Below are 17044 nucleotides of genomic sequence, written 5' to 3'. Positions count from 1 at the left end.
GGTGCTCAGGCGATCTTTCGTGAGGAGCGGGCGTACTGACGGATGCCCGTGATGGCCAGGACGACCACGACGGCGACGTACGGGAGGGTGGAGACGATGTCGGCGGAGAAGCCGCCGGAGGTCTGGATGCGGATCTGCAGGGCGTCGAAGAACCCGAACAGGAGACAGGCCAGGGCGGTGGGCAGCGGACGCGAGCGGCCGAAGTAGAACGCGGCGAGCGCGACGTAGCCGCGTCCGGCGGTCATGTTCTCGTTGAACAGCCCGACCGTCCCGAGGCTGAGCGCCACGCCGCCGAGCGCCGCGAGGGCGCCGGCGATGATGCCCGCGCCGTCCCGGATGCCCGCGGTCCGGAGCCCCAGCGACGCGCTGGCGGGCTCGGACGCGCCGGTCGCCCGCAGGCGGAGCCCCCAGCGGGTGTGCGCGAACAGCCAGACGAGCACGGGCACCGCGAGGATCGCGAGCCAGAACAAGGGGTCCTTGCCCGAGACGATGGCCCCGAGCACGGGGACGTCGGCGACGCCGGGGATGACGAGGGAGGGCAGCCGCTCGAGCCCCTCCGGCTGCAGCGTGCCGGAGACCCCGAACACCGAACGGAGGAGGTATCCGATCACACCGAAGGTCACGATGTTGAACCCGAGACCGACGATGATCTCGTTCCCGTGCAGGCGGGTGATCAGCAGGCTCATGATGCCGCCCGTGATGGCGCCCGCGACCACGCCGGCGATCGTGCCGACGATCCAGCTGCCGGTCCAGCCGCTCAGCAGCGCCCCGATGAAGGCGCCGGTGATCATGTGCGCCTCGAGGCCGATGTTCACCACGCCGGCCTGACGGTGGATGGCGCCGCCGAGTGCGGCGAACACCAGGGGGACGGACAGCGTCAGCGCGGACGCGAGGATGGCGTCGATCATGCCGCACCGCCTCTCTGCAGTCGGCGGCGTCTGGTGAGGAACCGCGGCAGGACGAAGGTGGCGACCGCGAAGATCATGACCGTCCCCTCGAGGATGTCGATGAGCTGCACGGGCAGGTTGATGAACAGCTGCACGGTCGCGCCCGCGGCGTTGAGGGCGCCGAACAGGATGGCGCCGACGAGGATGCCGATCGGGTTGAAGCGCGCCAGCAGCGCGATGGCGATGCCGGTGAAGCCGAAGCTCGCGGAGAAGCCCTCCGAGTAGCGGTGGACGACGCCGAGTGCGTGGGCTCCGCCGCCGAGTCCGCCGATGAGTCCGGCGCCGATGAGCCCCGTCGCGATGACGGTGCGCACCCGGAGACCCTGGGCGGTGGAGAAGCGCGGCGCGCTGCCGACGGCACGGAACTCGTAGCCGATCGTCGTGTACCGCATCCAGAGGAAGTAGCCGACGAGCACGAGGAGGGCCACGATGAGGCCGACGTTGGTCTGACCGGGCGGCGCGAGGGGCGGCAGCTCGGCGCTCTCGGCGACGTACTCGGTGGACGAGTTCGCCTGGCCGGGAGCGAGGAAGAACGACTGCACCAGCCATCCGGCGAGCCCCGCGACGATGAAGTTGAACATCAGCGTCGTCACGACCTCGTCGACGTTCCAGAGGGACCGGAGCAGCGCCGGCACGAGGGCGACCAGGCCGCCCGCGAGCACGGCGGCCGCGAGGGTGACGACGATCGCGATCGGGCCGGGGACGCCGCCCATCTGACTGCCGATGACGGAGGCGGTGAGGCCGCCGAGCACGAAGCTGCCCTCGACGCCGACGGTGAACGCGCCGGCGCGGTAGGCGAAGGCGGCCGCGATGCCGGTGAACAGGATGGGGGTCGTCGCCGCGAGCGTGGCGTTGATCCGGCTCGGGCTGCCGAAGGCCTCGGTCGCGAGCCGCCCGTAGACGGCGAACGGGTTGGCACCGGTGGCCGCGAGGACGATGCCGCCGATGACGAGTGCGAGCAGGACGGGCACGCCGGCGTGGACGGCGACGTTGCGCACCGCCTCGAGGAGGCGCGTCATGCGGCCGGCGCCCGGGTCGGTCGGCTCCGGCTCGACGGGCGCGGTGTGGGTCGCGGTGACGCTCATGCCCGCACCTCCCCCGACTCCGGGGCTCCGCCGTGGCCGAGCATGAGGTCGCCGATCTCGGCACGGCCGGCGCCGCGCGGCAGCGTGCCCGACGACTCGCCCCGGTGGAGCACCAGGATGCGGTCGGAGAGCTCGCGGAGCTCGTCGATCTCCTCGCTGAACAGCACGACGGCGGCGCCGTCGGCGCGGGCGCGCAGGAGCAGCTCATGGATGTAGGCGATGCCGCGCAGGTCGACGCCGCGGGTCGGCTGGCTGGCGACGAGCACGCGGGGCCGGCCGATGGTCTCCCGGCCGAGCACGACGCGCTGCTGGTTCCCGCCCGAGAGCGAGCTGGCGGGATCACCCGATCCGCCGTACTTCACGGCGGCCAGGCCGAGCACCTGCTGCACGCGCTCGCGCACGCGGCGCGGCGAGAAGAATCCGAAGCGGGCGAGTCCGCTGATCCCGGGACCGGCGATCGCGTTGTCGGCGAGCGAGAGCGAGAGGGCGAGGCCCTCGTGCTTGCGGTCCGCGCTCACGTAGGCCATGCCCGCCTGTCGGCGCCGGCGGAGCGACAGCCTGTCGACGCGCCGATCCCCGACCCGGATCGAGCCGCCCTCGATCGTGCGGATGCCGATCAGGGCCTCCGCGAGCTCCTCCTGGCCGTTCCCGGCCACCGCCGCGACCCCGAGGATCTCACCGGCGCGCACGGTGAACGACAGTCCGGCGAGCTTCTGGACGCCCTTGTCGTCGCGGGCGGTGAGGTCGGCGACGGTCAGGACGTCGTCGCCGGCCTGCTGCTCGCGGACGGTCGTGGTCGGCAGCGCTCCCTCACCGATGATGAGGCCGGCCAGCACAGGGCGATCGACCTCGGCGCGAGGCAGCTGAGCCACCGTACGGCCGGCGCGGAGCACGGTCACGTCGTCGGCGATGGCGACGACCTCGTCGAGCTTGTGGCTGATGAAGAGGAGGGTCCGGCCGGCGTCGCGCAGGCGCGCCATGAGACGCAGGAGCTCGTCGGCCTGGGCGGGCGCCAGCACAGCGGTGGGCTCGTCGAGGATGAGCACGTCGGCTCCCCGGTAGACCAGGCGCAGGATCTCGATCTGCTGCTGGATCGCGATCGACGTCTCCGACGCCCGGGCGCTCCAGTCGACGTCGACCCCCGCCTCGCCGGCCAGCTGGTCCGCGGACGCACGGGCGGCCTTCCAGTCGATCCGACCGGCCCGTCGGGGCTCGGCGCCCAGCACGAGGTTCTCGAGCAGGGTGAGGTCGGGGATGATCGCGAGCTCCTGCTGCACGAGTCCGATGCCGCGGTCGATCGCCGCGCGCGGGCTCGACAGCTCGACCTCCGCGTCGTCGATCACGATGCTGCCCGAGTCGGGCCGATCGAGGCCGTAGAGCATCCGCATGAGCGTGCTCTTGCCCGCCCCGTTCTCGCCGACGACCGCGTGGACCGTGCCCGGCCTGACGGTCAGGTCGACGTCGACGTTCGCCCGGACCGCTCCGAAGCTCCTGCACACCATCCGGGCTCCGATGCGGCAGCGCGCGGCCGCCGCATCGGACCCCGAGAGGGTGCTTCCCGTGGTGGGATTCATGGAATGGGTTCTCCCTGAGGGTCAGTTCCCCGAGTAGAAGTCGGGGTATCCCTGGTCGACGACGTTCCAGACCTGGATCTTCCCGTCGATGATCTGCTGCTTCAGATCCGCGATCTTGTCGATGGTCGCCTGACCGATCGCATCCTTCGTGTACTGGAAGTCGGTGAGACCGACGCCGTCCTCCTTGAGACCGAGCTGGAGCGTCTGTCCGCCGGGGAAGGAGCCGTCCGCGAAGTCCTTGAGCACGGTCTCCATCGCGACGTCGGTGTGCTTCAGCATGCTCGTGAGCACGTTGCCCTGGGCGAGCCCGTCCTGGTCGGTGTCGACGCCGATCGCGTAGCGGTTCGCGTCCTTCGCGGCCTGGATGACACCGGTGCCGGTGCCTCCGGCGACCGCGTAGACGATGTCGGCGCCCTGCTCGTACATCGACTGGGCGAGCTGCTGGCCCTTGGTGGGGTCGCCGAAGTCGTTCGAGTAGGCGGTGAGCACCTTCACGTCCGGGTCGACGTCGTGCGCACCCTGGATGTAGCCGACCGCGAACTTGTCGATGCCGGCGCTCTGCGCACCGCCGATGAAGCCGATCACCTTGTCGGCGTTGATCTTCGGGTCGGAGGTGTTGACCGTCTGCATCGCGGCGAGCGCGCCGGCGAGGTACGACCCCTCCTGCTCCTGGAAGAGCACCGAGGCGACGTTGTCGCCCTTCGCCTCCGCGTTGACGAGCACCCAGTCAGTGTCGGGGTAGTCCGCCGCCACCTTCGGCAGGATCTCGGCGTGCGAGTACTCGAGGTCGATCACGACCCCGACGCCCTCGTCGCCCGCGCGACGCAGCACCTGCTCGCCCTGGCCGACGACGTCATCCGACTCGATCGGAGAGCCCTGCATCCCGTTGTCGGCGAGGCCCTGCTGGAAGCCCTTGTAGGCGAGGTCGTTGTACGACTCGTCGCCGAGACCGCCCTGCGCGATGATCAGGGCTGCGCTCCCGCCGCCGGCCGAGTCGGTGCTTCCTGAGGAGCCGCCGTCACCGGCGCAGGCGCTCAGCGTCAGCAAGGCCGCCACCGGTACGAGTGCCAGTGCGATTCGTCGTTTCATGATCTTCTCCGGGTGTCGTGGGTGCGAATGCGATGTGGTACAGGTACTGCGTCCCGAGGTACCGGGCACGGACGACCTCGACGAGGCGTCCCTCCGTGTCACGCGAGGCGCGCACGATCTCGATGAGAGCGGTCCCCGCCTCCACTCCCAGCAGCTCCGCGTCGGTCGCGCTCGCGTTGATCGCGCGCAGCGTCTCGTCGCCGGAGCTGAGGTAGATGCCGTTCTGACGGAGCGCGCCGTAGAACGAGAAGTCCGGACGCGCCGCGTTCGGCTCGGTGAGCCCGATCCGCTCGGCCACGTCGGCGGGCACGAGCGTCCGGTGGAGGCCGACGGGGTCGGACCCCACCGTCCTCAACCGCTCGACCAGGACCAGCGGCTGGCCGTCGCCGTCGTCCGGGCCGAGGGGCTCCCGATCGAAGGCGGACACGGGGCGGTCGGGATCGCCGGGAGCCAGGTGCTCGAACGACAGGAGCGTGCTCCCGGGGGTGAGGCCCAGGCCGTGCACGTGCTCGGAGAAGCTGTTGAGCTGCGGGAGCTGGCGCTCCATGGGGAGGGCGCTGACGAAGGTCCCCTTGCCCTGACGGCGGGTGACGACGCCCCGGTCGATCAGCGTGTCGAACGCCTTGATCACCGTCGCCCGGCTGAGCCGGTTGTCGGAGGCGAGGACGGTCTCGCTGGGGAGCAGGTCGCCCGGCTTCAAGCGCTCCGAGCCGATGAAGGCCTCGATCGCGTCGGCGAGCTGCACATAGAGCGGCTGCGCTCCGCGCCCGTGGTTCAGTTCCACTCGCATGATGAGATCTCCGTCGTCTGCTCAACCGCTTGTCCGGTCAAGTGAACTGTAACGACCGCGGCCGTGTCAAGGGCTGCCGGAAATCGAGCTTTTACAGGCGGAAACATGCTCGTAACGCGGGCGGAGCCGCGACGAAGCCCGGTCGGGAGCGGTGACGAGGGTCGGTCAGGGGCGGCGAGTGCCCTGGATCCCCGTGATGATCGCCTGGAGAGCGAAGTCGCGCCGGGACCGGTCGTCGGGGCCCGTGAGCAGCGCCGCCGCCCGGGCGACCCGGGGGAAGAGGTCGGCGTCGGCCGCCTCGTAGGCGGTGCGGACCCGGCGCCGTTCGACGTCGTCGTGCGGGCGATCCCGCCGCACGCCGCGCTCGACCGCCGACGACGCGGCGAACTGGGCGAGGAGGTCGACCGCGAGCGCGGCGCGCTCTTCGGGCACGCCGCCCGCCTCCATGAGGGAGAGCTCGTGCTCGGCGAGCCTGAGCGCGCCGGGCAGCGTGGGGATGGAGCCCAGCGCGACCGCCCCGAGTCCGGGATAGCGCCCGAGGGTCTCGATCGTGTTGCCGACCGTTCCGGCGAGCGCCTCGCGCCATCCGCGCTCGCCACCTCCGGCGTCGACCAGCTCGACCTCGGCATAGACGGCACCGAGCACGTGTTCGAGCAGGATGTCGCGGCTGCCGAAGTAGGCGTACAGGGAGGCCGGACCGGTCTCGACCCGCTCGGCGACGTGGCGGAGCGCGACCGCGTCGACACCGCGTTCGCGGATCAGCGACTGCGCCGCACCGACGATCGCCTGCCGCGACAGCGGGTCCTTCGACGGTCGGCTGCGCCGCGACACGGGCTCTGCGGGCTGGGCCATGCGGTCAGGCTAGCACTTGACACGAAGGACGTTCGTGACGAACACTGTTCGCGAACAATGTTCGTTCCGAGTGAGTCGAGTCAGTGGAGGAAGAGATGTCGGTCCTGGTCATGGGTGCGAGCGGAGCGATCGGGGGCGCAGTCCTCCGGGGGCTGCAGGGCCGCGGCATGGAGGTGCGGGCCACCAGCCGCACCCCCGAGAGGCTGTCGTTGCCCGGGTCGGTGCGCACGTTCGCCGCCGACGCCGCCGAACCGGCCTCCTTCTCCGATGCGCTGGACTCGGTCGACCGCGTGTTCCTCTACGCCGACCTCCCCGAGCCGGAGGCGCTGCTCGCCACGGTCGCCGCGGCGGGGGTGCAGCACGTCGTCCTCCTCTCCTCGGCGGCGGTGACGTCGCCCCGAGCGGCGGACGACTTCAACGGATCCCGCATCCTCCGTGCCGAGCGGGCCGTCCTGGAGGCGGGCGTGGCGCACACCTTCCTGCGTCCCTGCGAGTTCGCGAGCAACGCGGCGCGCTGGAGCTGGAGCATCAAGGCCGAGGGGGCGGTGCCTCTGCCCTATCCGGATGCGCTGCAGACGCCGATCCACGACCAGGACATCGCCGACGTGGCCGTCATCGCCCTGACCGGCGACTCGCTCCTCGGAGCCGCGCCGATCCTCACCGGTCCGGAACGGCTCACCCTGCGGGAGCAGGTCGCCACGATCGGCGAGGTCCTCGGCCGGCCCCTCTCGGTCATCGAACAGACGGAGGCCGAGTCGGCGGCGACGCTGGCCGCGCACCTGCCTGACGTCTGGGTGCAGCAGATCCTCAAGGGCTGGCGCGAGGCGGTCGGCGGGAATCCGACCCTCTCCGACGAGTACGCCCGCATCACGGGTCGGTCACCCCGCACCTTCCGCACCTGAGTCGCCGACCACGCCGACCTCTTCCGCTGAGCGGACGAGCGCACGGGCGCGTGCGGGCGCGTGCGGGCGCTCCCGTGCGAGCGCTCGCTTGAGCAAGCGGGCGACCGCGTCCGCCTCAGGCGACGGCGAGACGCTCCACCAGCGGGACCAGCTCATCCAGGTCACGGATGACCGCGGCCGCCCCGGCGCAGCGCAGCGCGTCGGAGGCGCCCCGATCGGAGGCGAGGCCGAGGGCGACGAACCCCGCGGCCGACGCGCTGCGCATCTCCTGGGTGGTGTCGCCCACGAAGAGCGCCTCGGCGCGGTGCGGGCGGAGTCCCATCAGCGTGGCGTATCGGTCGGAGACCGAGGGGACGATCGAGTGGAACACCGACGGGACCTGGAGGGTGCGATGGTCGTACCGGATGGCCGCCGCGGACGCCGACGACACCACGCCGAGCCAGCATCCCGCCGATGCGAGATCGTCGAGGACCGCGGCCGCCCCCTCTCGCAGGTGCGCGTGCGCGCGACCCAGTTCGACGCCCCATTCCGCCTCCGCGTCCGCGGCCTCGTCCTCGAGCACCCCCAGATCGGAGAACACGGTCGCCATCGGCAGCTTGAAGCGCGCGCCGAACTCCGCCTCGCCGAGGGCGGGCAGCCCCCGCGTCGCGAGCACCACGTTGAGCGCCGCGCGCATCCGATCGGCGTCGACGACCAGGGTGCCGGTCCAGCCGAACACCACCATGGTGCCGGACAGCCGGCGCGGCGGAGGGAGGGCGGGGGCGACCATCCCCGAAGGGTACGAATCGGCGGTGAACGATCCGGTGAACGACCCTCGACCGGGGGGTGAACGGTCGAAGGGATCGCCGGATCCGCGGAGGTCAGATGGAGTCGTCGACCACCGAGCGGGTGAGCGTCGGCGCTCCGGCGAGCAGCTCGCCCAGGGCGGAGGCACCCTCCGGAGTGGCGCGCCAGGCGCGGTACGCGTCGTCGTGCTCGATCGACGCCCAGTGCTCGACGATGACCCAGTGCGCCTCGTCGGTCGCATCACGGGCGACCTGCACACCCGTGTTGCCGTCGAAGGCCCGCGTCGCCGCGAGCACGTCGTGCACGACGGCGGGCGCGTCGGCCAGCCGGTCTTCTCGGATGCGGACGTCGAGGAGGGAGATGACGCTCATGCGCTCACCCTACGACCCGCCGCGGCGGCCGTCGAGCACAGGAGCACCCACCGCCTCAGCTGGCGAGGTCGTCGGCGTCGCGCAGGTGGCGGTACCGCCCCTTGAAGAACAGCAGCGGCTCGTGGCGGTGCCACTCGGCCGGGCTGATCTCGTTCACGCGCCCGATGACGATCTGGTGGTCGCCGGCCTCGTGCTCGGCCCAGATCTCGCAGTCCAGCCACATCAGGGTGTCCGCGATCACCGGATTGCCGGCCTGGGTGGGCTGCCAGTCGATGCCGGCCCACTTGTCGGTGCCCTTCTTCGCGAACTGGTTCGACACCGTGTGCTGATCGTGCGACAGCACGTTCACGGCGAAACGTCCGGTCTCTCGGATGCGCGGATACGTGGTCGAGTTCGTCATCACGCTGAACGACACCAGCGGCGGGTCCATCGAGACGCTGTAGAAGGACTGGCAGGTGAACCCGATGGGCCCCTCCTCGTCGGTCCCGGTGATGATGGTGATCCCGGAGGCGTAGTGGCCGAGCGTGTCGCGGAAGACGCGCGGGTCGAAGTCGGTGCCGAGGACGGTCATGATCGTTCTCCTCTCGTGCCTACGCCACCGGGATGGCGGTGACGGTGGGGATGCTGACGTGGGCGGCGACGGCCGCGAGGCGCCGCAGGTTGGCCGCGTACTCGGCGGCGGCGGTCTCGACGATCTCGTCGAGGTGGTCCATCTGGCTCGCGACGAAGTAGAAGCCGCGGCCGGGCACGGTCGCACCGAGCTCGACGAGCAGCGGGGCGAGGTTGACCGTCGGGCCCATCGAGTGGGTCAGGTCGCCGCCCGTGTGGACGGGGATCGCCGTCACGCCCGCCAGCCCGTTCGCCGGGTAGCGGTCGAGGAACGCCTTCAGCAGGCCCGTGTAGGTGGCCTTGTACGTCGGTGACGCGAACACGGCGAGGTCGCTCTCCGCGACCCGCGCGTTCAGGGCCGACATCCTCTCGGACGGCCAGGCGAAGATCTCGTCCGTGTGCTCGGCGAGGTCGATCACCTCCCACTCGTAGGAGCCGGGAACGAGCAGCTTCTCCACGAGCGTCTCGGCGACCTTCAGCGTGCGCGACTGCGGCTTCGGGTTGCCGACGACGACTGTGACCTTCAGCGTCATCTTCTTCTCACATCTCACCGGTTGACAGGACAGGCGAGACGGCTCCGCTGCGACGCGGGACAGGACCAAGGGGATGGAGCGAGCCTCGCGTGCAGACGTCGACGTCTCTCACACTCCACCGAGATCTTGTGGCCCGGTGGGCCCGCAACGGCTTACGTTGCCCCACCAGTATGCGCCGCGATTGTTTCGCCGTTGTGAACTCCCCCGAGTGTGACGGCGGATGACGCGAGCCGCCCTCCGCCGTCACGGCTCCGGGTCAGCGACCGGTCGCCACGGCGGGTCCGTCGGCGGCGGTGCGCGGCTCCGTCGCGGCGGGGAGGAACGCGCCCACGAGGGCCACCAGCCCGGCGACGATGTGGAACGCGATGTCGAACCCCGTGAACCCGGTCGGCAGGAGCCCGAACATCTCGGCGTCGAAGAGGGCGACGATCCCCATCAGCACGTAGACGACGCCGACGACGGCGAGCACGGTGCTGAGCGCCGTCCGGGTGACCCGTCCGAAGCCCACCCAGAGCAGGGCGACGGCGATGACGATCCGGGCGATGTCGAGCGTGAGGTCGACGTTGGCGAATCCGCCGAGGTGGTCCCCCTCGACGAACAGTCCTGCGATCGCGAGCAACGCGACGACGATCCCCAGTATCCGGGCGATCCACTTGGCGGCCATGAGCTGTCTCCATCCGATCCACGGGGGAACTCCCCCTGACCGTGACCGTAGGGAGGCGTCCGGATGGGGGCACGCGGGTTGACAGATCGACGCCGCCGCCTCACGCGGGCGCGCGGATCAGGGCAGCACGGGCGGCTCCCACCCCTGCGGCCCGCGGGTGAGCGGGCGGACGGCGACGACCACGTCGTCATCCCAGGGGATCGGGGCGAGGATGTGCGGGAACCGGCGTCCGCCCTGCTCCTCCCAGTCGAGCCCGATGCCGCGGGCCGCCAGCCCGTCCGGGTCGATCTCGAGCAGGACCAACGGCAGCGTGAGGTCGGCGTAGAAGGTGTCGAGCACGAACGCGACGTCCGCGGCAGTCGCCGCGTGGACGAAGCCCGCCTCGTCGAAGGAGACGCCCCGCGTCGACGCGGCGTACTCCCCCATCGCCTCGCTCATCGTCCAGTCGTCCGCGATCGCCACGTGATAGATCCGCTCGCCCATGCCTCCATCCTCTCCCCTCGTCACCCCACTCCCCGCCACCGGGGGTGACCGACACCGTCAGAGGTCCGCCGGAGTGCGCTGGTGCGGTGTCGGGGGGCCGCGGGAGGATCGAGGGGTGCTCACCACCGTCGCCGTGTCCGGCTACCGCTCGCTCGTCGACCTCGTCGCGCCGCTCGGGCCCCTCACCGTGGTGCACGGCGCGAACGGCACCGGCAAGTCGAGCCTGTACCGCGCGCTGCGACTCGTCGCCGGGCTCGCCGACGACACGGCGATCGCGTCGCTCGCCCGCGAGGGCGGGCTCGACGACGTGCTCTGGGCCGGGCCCGAGACGCCCGCGGGGCCCGGGTCATCGGCGCAGGGGACCGTGAGGAAGGGCCGGATCAGCCTCCGGCTGGGGTTCGCCTCCGACGACCTGGGGTACGTCGTCGACCTGGGTCTCGCCGGAGGCGACCCGCGCTCCCTCTTCCAGCGCGATCCCGAGATCAAGATCGAGCAGGTCTTCGCGGGCCCGGTCGCTCGCCCGGCGGCCCTCCTCGTCGATCGCCGCCGCACCCACGTCCGGGTGCGCGACGGCTCCTGGTCCGACCTGTCCCGGCCCGTGGGCGTGCACCGCAGCATCCTCAGCGAGGTCGCGGATGCGGATGCCGTCCCCGAGGCGGCCTCGCTCCGCATCCGGATGCGCGGCTGGCGCTTCTACGACAACCTCCGGACCGACGCCGCGTCTCCGGCGCGGCTGCCGCAGATCGGCACCCGCACGGTCGCTGTGGCCGGCGATGGGAGCGACGTCGCCGCCGCGGTCCAGACCATCCTCGAGCAGGGCGACGCCGGGCGTCTTGAGGAGGCGATCGACTCCGCGTTCCCGGGATCACGGCTCTCGGTCAGGTCCAGCGACGGTGTGTTCACGCTGGAGCTGCACCAGCGCGGCCTCCTTCGGCCGCTCACGGCCGCGGAGCTGTCCGACGGCACACTGCGGTTCGTCCTCCTCGCCACGGCGCTGCTCAGCCCCGATCCACCCGGCCTCATGGTCCTCAACGAGCCCGAGACCGGGCTGCACGTCGACCTGCTGCCCGCCCTCGCACACCTCATCGCGGGCGCGGTGGGATCCAGCCAGGTGATCGTCATCACGCACTCCGCGGCGCTCGCCGACCTCCTCGCCGCCGACGTCCCCGACGCGATGTCGCTCACCCTGCAGAAGGTGCAGGGCGCGACCCGCCTCGAGGGGTTCGGGGTCCTCGACGTGCCGCCCTGGGACTGGCCGCGGCGCTGACGCCAGGGTTCCGAGCGGCGGCCCGGGCAGCCGGGTCGCGTCGGGTCAGAGGGCCGTCTCGGGCACCGAGAAGGTGTCGCAGGCGGAGGGGCCCGAGTCGAAGCCCGTCTGGAACCACTTCTGACGCGAGGCGGAGGAGCCGTGGGTCCAGGTGTCGGGGTCGATTCCGCCTCCCGACTGCTGCTGGATGCGGTCGTCGCCGATCACTGAGGCCGCGTCGAGCGCGTCGGCGATCTGCTCCTTCGTCAGCGGCTCGAGGAACGCCACGCCGTTCTGGTCGGTCGTGGACGAGGCCGCGGCAGCCCAGGCGCCGGCGTAGCAGTCGGCCTGCAGCTCCGTGCGCACCGATTCGGACCCCGCGCCCGTGCCGCGATCGGTGCCGTCCACGCCACCGGCGAGGCGCTGGATGTGGTGCCCCCACTCGTGCGCCACCACGTACATCTGGGCCAGCGTCCCGCCGTTCGCCCCGAACCGCGAGCGCAGCTCGTCGAAGAACGACGTGTCGAGGTAGATGGTCTCGTCGGCCGGGCAGTAGAAGGGGCCGACGGCGCTCGTCGCGGACCCGCATCCGGTCGAGGTCTGGCCGGAGAACAGCACGAAGTCGGCGGGAGACCGGTAGGACAGCCCGAGCGCGGGAGCCTCGTCCGCCCAGTACACATCGAGCGAGTTGGCCGCGCCCACCATCAGGCACTCGGTGTCGGCGTTGGCGGCCTCGCCGGTGGTGCAGCGGTCGAGCGACTCCTCCTGCACCGGGCCGGAGCCCGCTCCGCCGCCGCCCGCGACCCCGGCCAGCCCCGTGAGGTCGACGCCGAGGAACTGCGACAGCACGATCAGCCCGATGACGACGAGCGCGCTCCCGCCGCCGACGGCGATCCCGGTGGTGCGCCGCTTCGAGACCTTGCTGGGATCGAGGCGGGAGCGTTCGTCGAAGGTCATGGGCCTGACGCTACTGCGATCCGGCCTCTTGAGCCCGTGTCGCCCCTCGCGCTAGCGTTCGCGCATGAGCGTGACGTTCGAGACGACACTGGTGGGCGCGGGGAAGACCGCGACGGGCATCGACGTGCCCGCCGAGGTGATCGAGGCGCTCGGAGGCGGCCGCCGCATCCCGGTGTCGGTGACGATCAACGACCACACCTACCCGAGCACCGTCGCGTTCATGGGCGACACCGCGAAGATCCCGGTGAGCGCCGAGATCCGCGCCAAGGCGGGTGGCATCGCCGCGGGCGACACGATCACGGTGACGCTCGAGAAGGACGACGCGCCGCGCACCGTGGAGGTGCCCGACGACCTCGCCGCCGCGCTCGCCGCGAACCCCGCTGCCGCCGAGGCGTTCGCGGCGCTCTCGTACAGCAGGCAGCGCGCGTTCGTCGACCCGATCGGGCAGGCGAAGGCCGCCGACACCCGAGCCCGCCGCGTCGAGAAGGTCATCACCGACCTCTCCTGACCTCACGTGCTCCTGCCCCCCGAGAGCGGGCGGGGCGCGACGCGGAGCGCGCCGCGCTCAGCGGGCGTCGGCGAAGCGATCGGTCGCGGTGATGAGGGCGTCGAGGATGCCGGGCTCGTCGAAGGCGTGCCCCGCGTCCTTGATGAGGTGCAGCTCCGCCTCGGGCCACCGGTGGTGGAGGTCCCACGCCGTGAAGGCCGGCGTGCAGAGGTCGTATCGGCCGTGCACGATGACGCCGGGGATGTCGCGCAGCTTGTCGGCGTCGCGGATGAGCAGGCCGTCCTCCATCCACCCCTGGTGGACGAAGTAGTGGTTCTCGATGCGCGCGAACGCGAGCGCCTGTCGTGGCTCGGCGAAGTGCTCGATCACGTCGGGGCGGGGCTCGAGGGTGATGGTCGACGCCTCCCAGGTCGACCAGGCGACCGCCGCCTCGAGCGCGACCTCGGGATCCTCGTCCCAGAGGAGGTTGCGGTAGGTGCCGATGAGGGTGCGCTCCTTCGAGCGCGGATGCGCGTCGATGGGCGCCATGTAGCCCTCCCAGAGGTCGGGCGCGATCGCCTGGGCGCCTCCCTCGTAGAACCAGTCGAGCTCGGTGGCGCGCAGGGTGAAGATGCCCCGCAGGATGAGCTCGGTCACCCGGTCGGTGTGGGTCTCGGCGTAGGCGAGGGCCAGCGTCGACCCCCAGGAGCCGCCGAACACCATCCACCGATCGATGCCGCGGTCCTCCCGCAGCCGCTCGATGTCGGCGACGAGGTGCCACGTGGTGTTCGAGTCGAGATCGGACGGCGCGCTCGCCTCGCTGACGTGCGGTGTGCTGCGCCCGCAGCCCCGCTGGTCGAACAGGACTATGCGGTACCGCGCGGGGTCGAACAGTCGCCGGTGGTTCGGGCTCGTGCCGCCTCCGGGTCCGCCGTGCAGGAACACGACGGGCTTGCCCTCGGGGTTGCCCGACTCCTCCCAGTAGATCCGCTGACCGTCGCCGACGTCGAGCATGCCCGACGCGTACGGCTCGATCTCGGGGTAGAAGCTGCGCATGCGCCGAGCCTAGCCTGGGCCGCTGCGCGCCCGCGGCCCTCGCACCGGGCGTCGTCGCCGGCGCCGGTGGTACTGTGCCGATCATGAGCCGCCGCGCCCTCCTCACGCTGGTCGCCTGCGTGGCCGTCGTGGTGGGCCTCGTGACCTGGAGCGTCTCCGCGGCCGCCATCATCGGCGGGGTACGGCTGGCCTCCACGCTCCTCGACCGCGGACAGCACTCCGACCCCGAGCTCGTCGTCGACGACACCGCCCCGTACGCCGGCCTCTCCTCGGACGACGAGCTCCTGTTCCCGGTCACCGCCGGTCAGCTCGGCGCGAGCGCGGACGGCACCGAACCGGACGCCGTGGTGAACGAGGTGTGGGACCTCTTCGCCCGGATCGCCGGGGACGACGTGTCGCGGATGGACGCGTTCGCCGTCTTCGACGACGACCAGGACACCGTCTTGGCATCCGTCTGGCGAGACACGAGGTCGGGCAAGACCTGGGCGCTCGACGTCAACCTCGCGTTCGCCGAGGATCGCGACGAGCTCGAGCTGACGCTCATCCACGAGTTCGGGCACGTCCTGAGCCTGTCGCTCGACCAGGTCTCCGAGGCGAAGGGCAGCTGCCCGACGATCGACATGCCGGAGGGATGCGCGCACGACGACTCCTACATCGCCGCCTTCCTCGAACGCTTCTGGCCCGCCGAGTCGTCCTGGCCCGACCCCGGCGACGACGACGAGGTCGACGCCTGGTTCCGCGAGAACGGCGGCTTCGATGCGTTCGTCAGCCGGTACGCCGCCACGAGCGGGATCGAGGACTTCGCCGAGAGCTGGGCCGTGTACGTCACGGCCGACGAGCCGGGTCACTCGCCCCGCGACGACGATGGGCGCGCGGTCCGCGCCCAGAAGGTCCTCTTCTTCCAGGACTATCCCGACCTCGTCGCTCAGCGCGACCGCATCCGCGCCGCCCTCGGATACTGACGGCCGCCCTCGCCCGCTGGCCGCGCGCGCGACTCCTGACGACGCGCGGCGACTGCCGACGCCGCCTCAGTCGCCGCCGAGCGAGCGCAGCCATCCGGCGAGGATGCGCTCCAGCGCCGCGCGATCGTCCGGATCGAGCATCGCCACCAGACGGCGCTCGTTGGCCAGGTGATCGGCGAAGGCGGCGTCGATCACCTCTCGTCCGCGCGCCGTGAGGGCGACCACCCTCCCGCGGCCATCCGTCTCGCTCGCCCGGCGCGTGACGAGCCCGGCGGCCTCGAGACGGTCGATGCGCTTCGACATGGCCCCGCTGGTCACCATGGTGTGCTCGGCGAGGTCGCCGGGAGCCCGCTCGAAGGGCTCCCCCGCTCGCCGCAGGGTGGCGAGCACGTCGAAGTCGCCCTCCCCCAGCCCGTGCGCCGAGTACACCTCGACGAGCTCGTCGGTGAGGAGACCCGCTGTCCGGTGCAGTCGCCCGATGACACCCTGGGGCGAAGGATCGAGGTCGGGGCGCTCCCGGCGCCACTCCTCCTGGATGCGCGCCACCCGGTCCGGCGCCTCGTCGCTCACACCTCGACAATACCTTCCGCGGAAGGTAAAGTACCTTCCATGGAAGCTACTTGGCGTTGGGCCGCGATCACGGCCGTGGCGCCCATCGCGTGGGGGGCGACGTACTTCGTCACCCTCCACCTCCTCCCGCACGGCTACCCGTTCTGGGGCGGAGCACTGCGGGCACTCCCCGCCGGGCTGATCCTGCTCGCCGTGACCAGACGACTTCCGCGCGGATCCTGGTGGTGGCGCTCGCTGGTGCTCGGCACCCTCAACATGGGCGCCTTCTTCGCTCTCGTCTACGTCGCGGCTCAGCTGCTCCCGACGAGCATCGCCTCGACGGTGATGGCGCTGTCCCCCGTGCCGCTGATGCTGCTGGGCTGGGCGCTCCTCGCCCAGCGTCCCGCCATCCCGGCGGTGGTCGGAGCGGCGCTGGGGATCGCCGGCGTCGTCGTCATGCTGGCCGGCGGCGGCGGATCGATCGACGGCTGGGGCCTCGCAGCCTCCCTCACCGCGATGCTGATGTCCTCCGTCGGGTTCGTGCTGGCGCGCCGCTGGAGCGACGGCGTCGACGCGCTGTCGCTGTCCGCCTGGCAGCTGATCGCGGGAGGCCTGGTCCTCCTGCCGCCGGCGCTCCTGATCGAGGGCGCTCCACCCGCCATCGACGCGGTCTCCCTCGGCGGGTTCGCCTTCGTGAGCATCGTGGCCGGCGCGATCGCCTTCGCGTGCTGGTTCAGCGGCCTGAAGCACCTCGATGCGGGCGTCGTCGGCCTCATCGGGCTGCTCAACCCCGCCACCGGGGTCGTCCTGGGCACGGTGCTGGCCGGCGAGTCCTTCACCCCGCGTCAGGTGGTGGGCCTCTGCCTCGTGGCCGCGGGCGTGCTCCTCGGTCAGCCCGCGCTCTCGGCGGTCGTCGCCAGGACGGCCCGTCGGCGCCGATCCAGGGCATTGCTCGTTCGTACCCCGAACGGGGGCGAACAGTAACCGAATCCGCGGCAAACAGAAAGACTGCCGTTGGAATGGATTTCTCCGCATAATCGGATGACATTCATACCGAGCTCACAAGTTCGGTGGATTCACCCCCTCTGCAGAAAGCCGGTCT

General features: G+C 71.4%; 20 protein-coding genes. 5 read left to right on the top strand and 15 right to left on the bottom strand.

Features of this window, described 5'->3' with window-relative positions:
- Window positions 1-5: 5 nt before the first annotated feature.
- The 6 genes from IEX69_RS15900 to IEX69_RS15875 all read right to left on the bottom strand — a co-directional run bounded on the left by IEX69_RS15900 (window position 6) and on the right by IEX69_RS15875 (window position 6337).
- Window positions 6-908: an ABC transporter permease gene (locus IEX69_RS15900; RefSeq protein ID WP_085018533.1), complete on the bottom strand. Its 903-nt coding sequence runs from the start codon at window positions 906-908 to the stop codon at window positions 6-8.
- Window positions 905-2032: an ABC transporter permease gene (locus tag IEX69_RS15895; protein ID WP_229756385.1), complete on the bottom strand. Its 1128-nt coding sequence runs from the start codon at window positions 2030-2032 to the stop codon at window positions 905-907. The genes IEX69_RS15900 and IEX69_RS15895 overlap by 4 nt, the downstream gene beginning before the upstream one ends.
- Window positions 2029-3606, bottom strand: a complete 1578-nt coding sequence (locus tag IEX69_RS15890) for an ABC transporter ATP-binding protein (protein WP_085018531.1) — start codon at window positions 3604-3606, stop codon at window positions 2029-2031. Before IEX69_RS15890 ends, IEX69_RS15895 begins: the two co-directional genes overlap by 4 nt.
- Before the next feature lie 21 nt (window positions 3607-3627).
- Window positions 3628-4695, bottom strand: a complete 1068-nt coding sequence (locus IEX69_RS15885) for a BMP family lipoprotein (protein ID WP_085018529.1) — start codon at window positions 4693-4695, stop codon at window positions 3628-3630.
- The gene (locus tag IEX69_RS15880) at window positions 4625-5479 is read right to left on the bottom strand and encodes a GntR family transcriptional regulator (protein ID WP_229756384.1); all 855 of its coding nucleotides are present in this window, start codon (window positions 5477-5479) and stop codon (window positions 4625-4627) included. The genes IEX69_RS15885 and IEX69_RS15880 overlap by 71 nt, the downstream gene beginning before the upstream one ends.
- Window positions 5480-5650: 171 nt before the next feature.
- A complete protein-coding gene (locus tag IEX69_RS15875) occupies window positions 5651-6337 on the bottom strand; it encodes a TetR/AcrR family transcriptional regulator (protein ID WP_085018526.1) in 687 nt (228 codons plus the stop codon).
- A 95-nt stretch (window positions 6338-6432) separates the two neighbouring features.
- Between IEX69_RS15875 and IEX69_RS15870 the strand changes: the two genes are divergently transcribed.
- Entirely contained in the window at window positions 6433-7239 is an 807-nt protein-coding gene (locus tag IEX69_RS15870) for an SDR family oxidoreductase (protein WP_085018523.1), read from the top strand.
- Window positions 7240-7354: 115 nt separating this feature from the next.
- Here the strand turns inward: IEX69_RS15870 and IEX69_RS15865 are convergent, their stop codons facing one another.
- The 6 genes from IEX69_RS15865 to IEX69_RS15840 all read right to left on the bottom strand — a co-directional run bounded on the left by IEX69_RS15865 (window position 7355) and on the right by IEX69_RS15840 (window position 10685).
- Window positions 7355-8008: an HAD family hydrolase gene (locus IEX69_RS15865; RefSeq protein WP_085018521.1), complete on the bottom strand. Its 654-nt coding sequence runs from the start codon at window positions 8006-8008 to the stop codon at window positions 7355-7357.
- A gap of 91 nt (window positions 8009-8099) precedes the next feature.
- Window positions 8100-8396 (bottom strand): putative quinol monooxygenase, encoded by a 297-nt coding sequence (locus IEX69_RS15860; protein WP_085018519.1) that lies wholly within the window; start codon window positions 8394-8396, stop codon window positions 8100-8102.
- Between the two features lie 55 nt (window positions 8397-8451).
- A complete protein-coding gene (locus tag IEX69_RS15855; RefSeq protein WP_085018517.1) occupies window positions 8452-8967 on the bottom strand; it encodes a flavin reductase family protein in 516 nt (171 codons plus the stop codon).
- 19 nt (window positions 8968-8986) lie between these two features.
- Window positions 8987-9538 carry an NADPH-dependent FMN reductase gene (locus IEX69_RS15850; protein WP_157127083.1) on the bottom strand — a complete coding sequence of 184 codons (552 nt, stop codon included), beginning with the start codon at window positions 9536-9538 and terminating at the stop codon, window positions 8987-8989.
- A gap of 256 nt (window positions 9539-9794) precedes the next feature.
- Window positions 9795-10202: a hypothetical protein gene (locus IEX69_RS15845; protein WP_085018516.1), complete on the bottom strand. Its 408-nt coding sequence runs from the start codon at window positions 10200-10202 to the stop codon at window positions 9795-9797.
- A 117-nt stretch (window positions 10203-10319) separates the two neighbouring features.
- Window positions 10320-10685, bottom strand: a complete 366-nt coding sequence (locus tag IEX69_RS15840) for a DUF952 domain-containing protein (protein WP_085018514.1) — start codon at window positions 10683-10685, stop codon at window positions 10320-10322.
- A 115-nt stretch (window positions 10686-10800) separates the two neighbouring features.
- On the opposite strand from IEX69_RS15840, the gene IEX69_RS15835 reads away from it, so the two are divergent.
- Window positions 10801-11952: an AAA family ATPase gene (locus IEX69_RS15835; protein ID WP_085018512.1), complete on the top strand. Its 1152-nt coding sequence runs from the start codon at window positions 10801-10803 to the stop codon at window positions 11950-11952.
- A gap of 45 nt (window positions 11953-11997) precedes the next feature.
- On the opposite strand, the gene ypfJ is transcribed toward IEX69_RS15835, so the two are convergent.
- Window positions 11998-12888 (bottom strand): KPN_02809 family neutral zinc metallopeptidase, encoded by an 891-nt coding sequence (gene ypfJ / locus IEX69_RS15830; protein WP_085018510.1) that lies wholly within the window; start codon window positions 12886-12888, stop codon window positions 11998-12000.
- A gap of 64 nt (window positions 12889-12952) precedes the next feature.
- On the opposite strand from ypfJ, the gene IEX69_RS15825 reads away from it, so the two are divergent.
- The gene (locus IEX69_RS15825; RefSeq protein ID WP_085018508.1) at window positions 12953-13396 is read left to right on the top strand and encodes a YdeI/OmpD-associated family protein; all 444 of its coding nucleotides are present in this window, start codon (window positions 12953-12955) and stop codon (window positions 13394-13396) included.
- A gap of 57 nt (window positions 13397-13453) precedes the next feature.
- Here the strand turns inward: IEX69_RS15825 and pip are convergent, their stop codons facing one another.
- On the bottom strand, window positions 13454-14431 hold the full coding sequence (gene pip / locus IEX69_RS15820) for a prolyl aminopeptidase (RefSeq protein ID WP_085018507.1): 978 nt from the start codon (window positions 14429-14431) through the stop codon (window positions 13454-13456).
- An 83-nt stretch (window positions 14432-14514) separates the two neighbouring features.
- On the opposite strand from pip, the gene IEX69_RS15815 reads away from it, so the two are divergent.
- Entirely contained in the window at window positions 14515-15393 is an 879-nt protein-coding gene (locus IEX69_RS15815) for a zinc-binding metallopeptidase (RefSeq protein WP_085018505.1), read from the top strand.
- A 66-nt stretch (window positions 15394-15459) separates the two neighbouring features.
- Here the strand turns inward: IEX69_RS15815 and IEX69_RS15810 are convergent, their stop codons facing one another.
- Entirely contained in the window at window positions 15460-15963 is a 504-nt protein-coding gene (locus IEX69_RS15810; RefSeq protein ID WP_157127082.1) for a MarR family winged helix-turn-helix transcriptional regulator, read from the bottom strand.
- Window positions 15964-16002: 39 nt separating this feature from the next.
- Between IEX69_RS15810 and IEX69_RS15805 the strand changes: the two genes are divergently transcribed.
- Complete coding sequence (locus IEX69_RS15805) at window positions 16003-16926, top strand: EamA family transporter (RefSeq protein WP_157127081.1); 924 nt, start codon at window positions 16003-16005, stop codon at window positions 16924-16926.
- The last annotated feature ends 118 nt before the right edge of the window (window positions 16927-17044 follow it).

The sequence above is a fragment of the Cnuibacter physcomitrellae genome, from assembly GCF_014640535.1.
GTDB lineage: Bacteria > Actinomycetota > Actinomycetes > Actinomycetales > Microbacteriaceae > Cnuibacter > Cnuibacter physcomitrellae.
Note: the sequence above shows the minus strand (reverse complement) of the source record. Positions and strands in the feature narration are given on the sequence as shown.

What these genes read in the sequence shown, in the direction of transcription:
- IEX69_RS15890 (WP_085018531.1), bottom strand. Translation starts at nt 3,606, where the DNA reads ATGAATCCCACCACGGGAAGCACCCTCTCGGGGTCCGATGCGGCGGCC.
- IEX69_RS15860 (WP_085018519.1), bottom strand. Translation starts at nt 8,396, where the DNA reads ATGAGCGTCATCTCCCTCCTCGACGTCCGCATCCGAGAAGACCGGCTG.
- IEX69_RS15895 (WP_229756385.1), bottom strand. Translation starts at nt 2,032, where the DNA reads ATGAGCGTCACCGCGACCCACACCGCGCCCGTCGAGCCGGAGCCGACC.
- pip (WP_085018507.1), bottom strand. Translation starts at nt 14,431, where the DNA reads ATGCGCAGCTTCTACCCCGAGATCGAGCCGTACGCGTCGGGCATGCTC.
- IEX69_RS15815 (WP_085018505.1), top strand. Translation starts at nt 14,515, where the DNA reads ATGAGCCGCCGCGCCCTCCTCACGCTGGTCGCCTGCGTGGCCGTCGTG.
- IEX69_RS15840 (WP_085018514.1), bottom strand. Translation starts at nt 10,685, where the DNA reads ATGGGCGAGCGGATCTATCACGTGGCGATCGCGGACGACTGGACGATG.
- IEX69_RS15845 (WP_085018516.1), bottom strand. Translation starts at nt 10,202, where the DNA reads ATGGCCGCCAAGTGGATCGCCCGGATACTGGGGATCGTCGTCGCGTTG.
- IEX69_RS15850 (WP_157127083.1), bottom strand. Translation starts at nt 9,538, where the DNA reads ATGACGCTGAAGGTCACAGTCGTCGTCGGCAACCCGAAGCCGCAGTCG.
- IEX69_RS15885 (WP_085018529.1), bottom strand. Translation starts at nt 4,695, where the DNA reads ATGAAACGACGAATCGCACTGGCACTCGTACCGGTGGCGGCCTTGCTG.
- IEX69_RS15900 (WP_085018533.1), bottom strand. Translation starts at nt 908, where the DNA reads ATGATCGACGCCATCCTCGCGTCCGCGCTGACGCTGTCCGTCCCCCTG.
- IEX69_RS15870 (WP_085018523.1), top strand. Translation starts at nt 6,433, where the DNA reads ATGTCGGTCCTGGTCATGGGTGCGAGCGGAGCGATCGGGGGCGCAGTC.
- IEX69_RS15875 (WP_085018526.1), bottom strand. Translation starts at nt 6,337, where the DNA reads ATGGCCCAGCCCGCAGAGCCCGTGTCGCGGCGCAGCCGACCGTCGAAG.
- ypfJ (WP_085018510.1), bottom strand. Translation starts at nt 12,888, where the DNA reads ATGACCTTCGACGAACGCTCCCGCCTCGATCCCAGCAAGGTCTCGAAG.
- IEX69_RS15855 (WP_085018517.1), bottom strand. Translation starts at nt 8,967, where the DNA reads ATGACCGTCCTCGGCACCGACTTCGACCCGCGCGTCTTCCGCGACACG.
- IEX69_RS15825 (WP_085018508.1), top strand. Translation starts at nt 12,953, where the DNA reads ATGAGCGTGACGTTCGAGACGACACTGGTGGGCGCGGGGAAGACCGCG.
- IEX69_RS15865 (WP_085018521.1), bottom strand. Translation starts at nt 8,008, where the DNA reads ATGGTCGCCCCCGCCCTCCCTCCGCCGCGCCGGCTGTCCGGCACCATG.
- IEX69_RS15805 (WP_157127081.1), top strand. Translation starts at nt 16,003, where the DNA reads ATGGAAGCTACTTGGCGTTGGGCCGCGATCACGGCCGTGGCGCCCATC.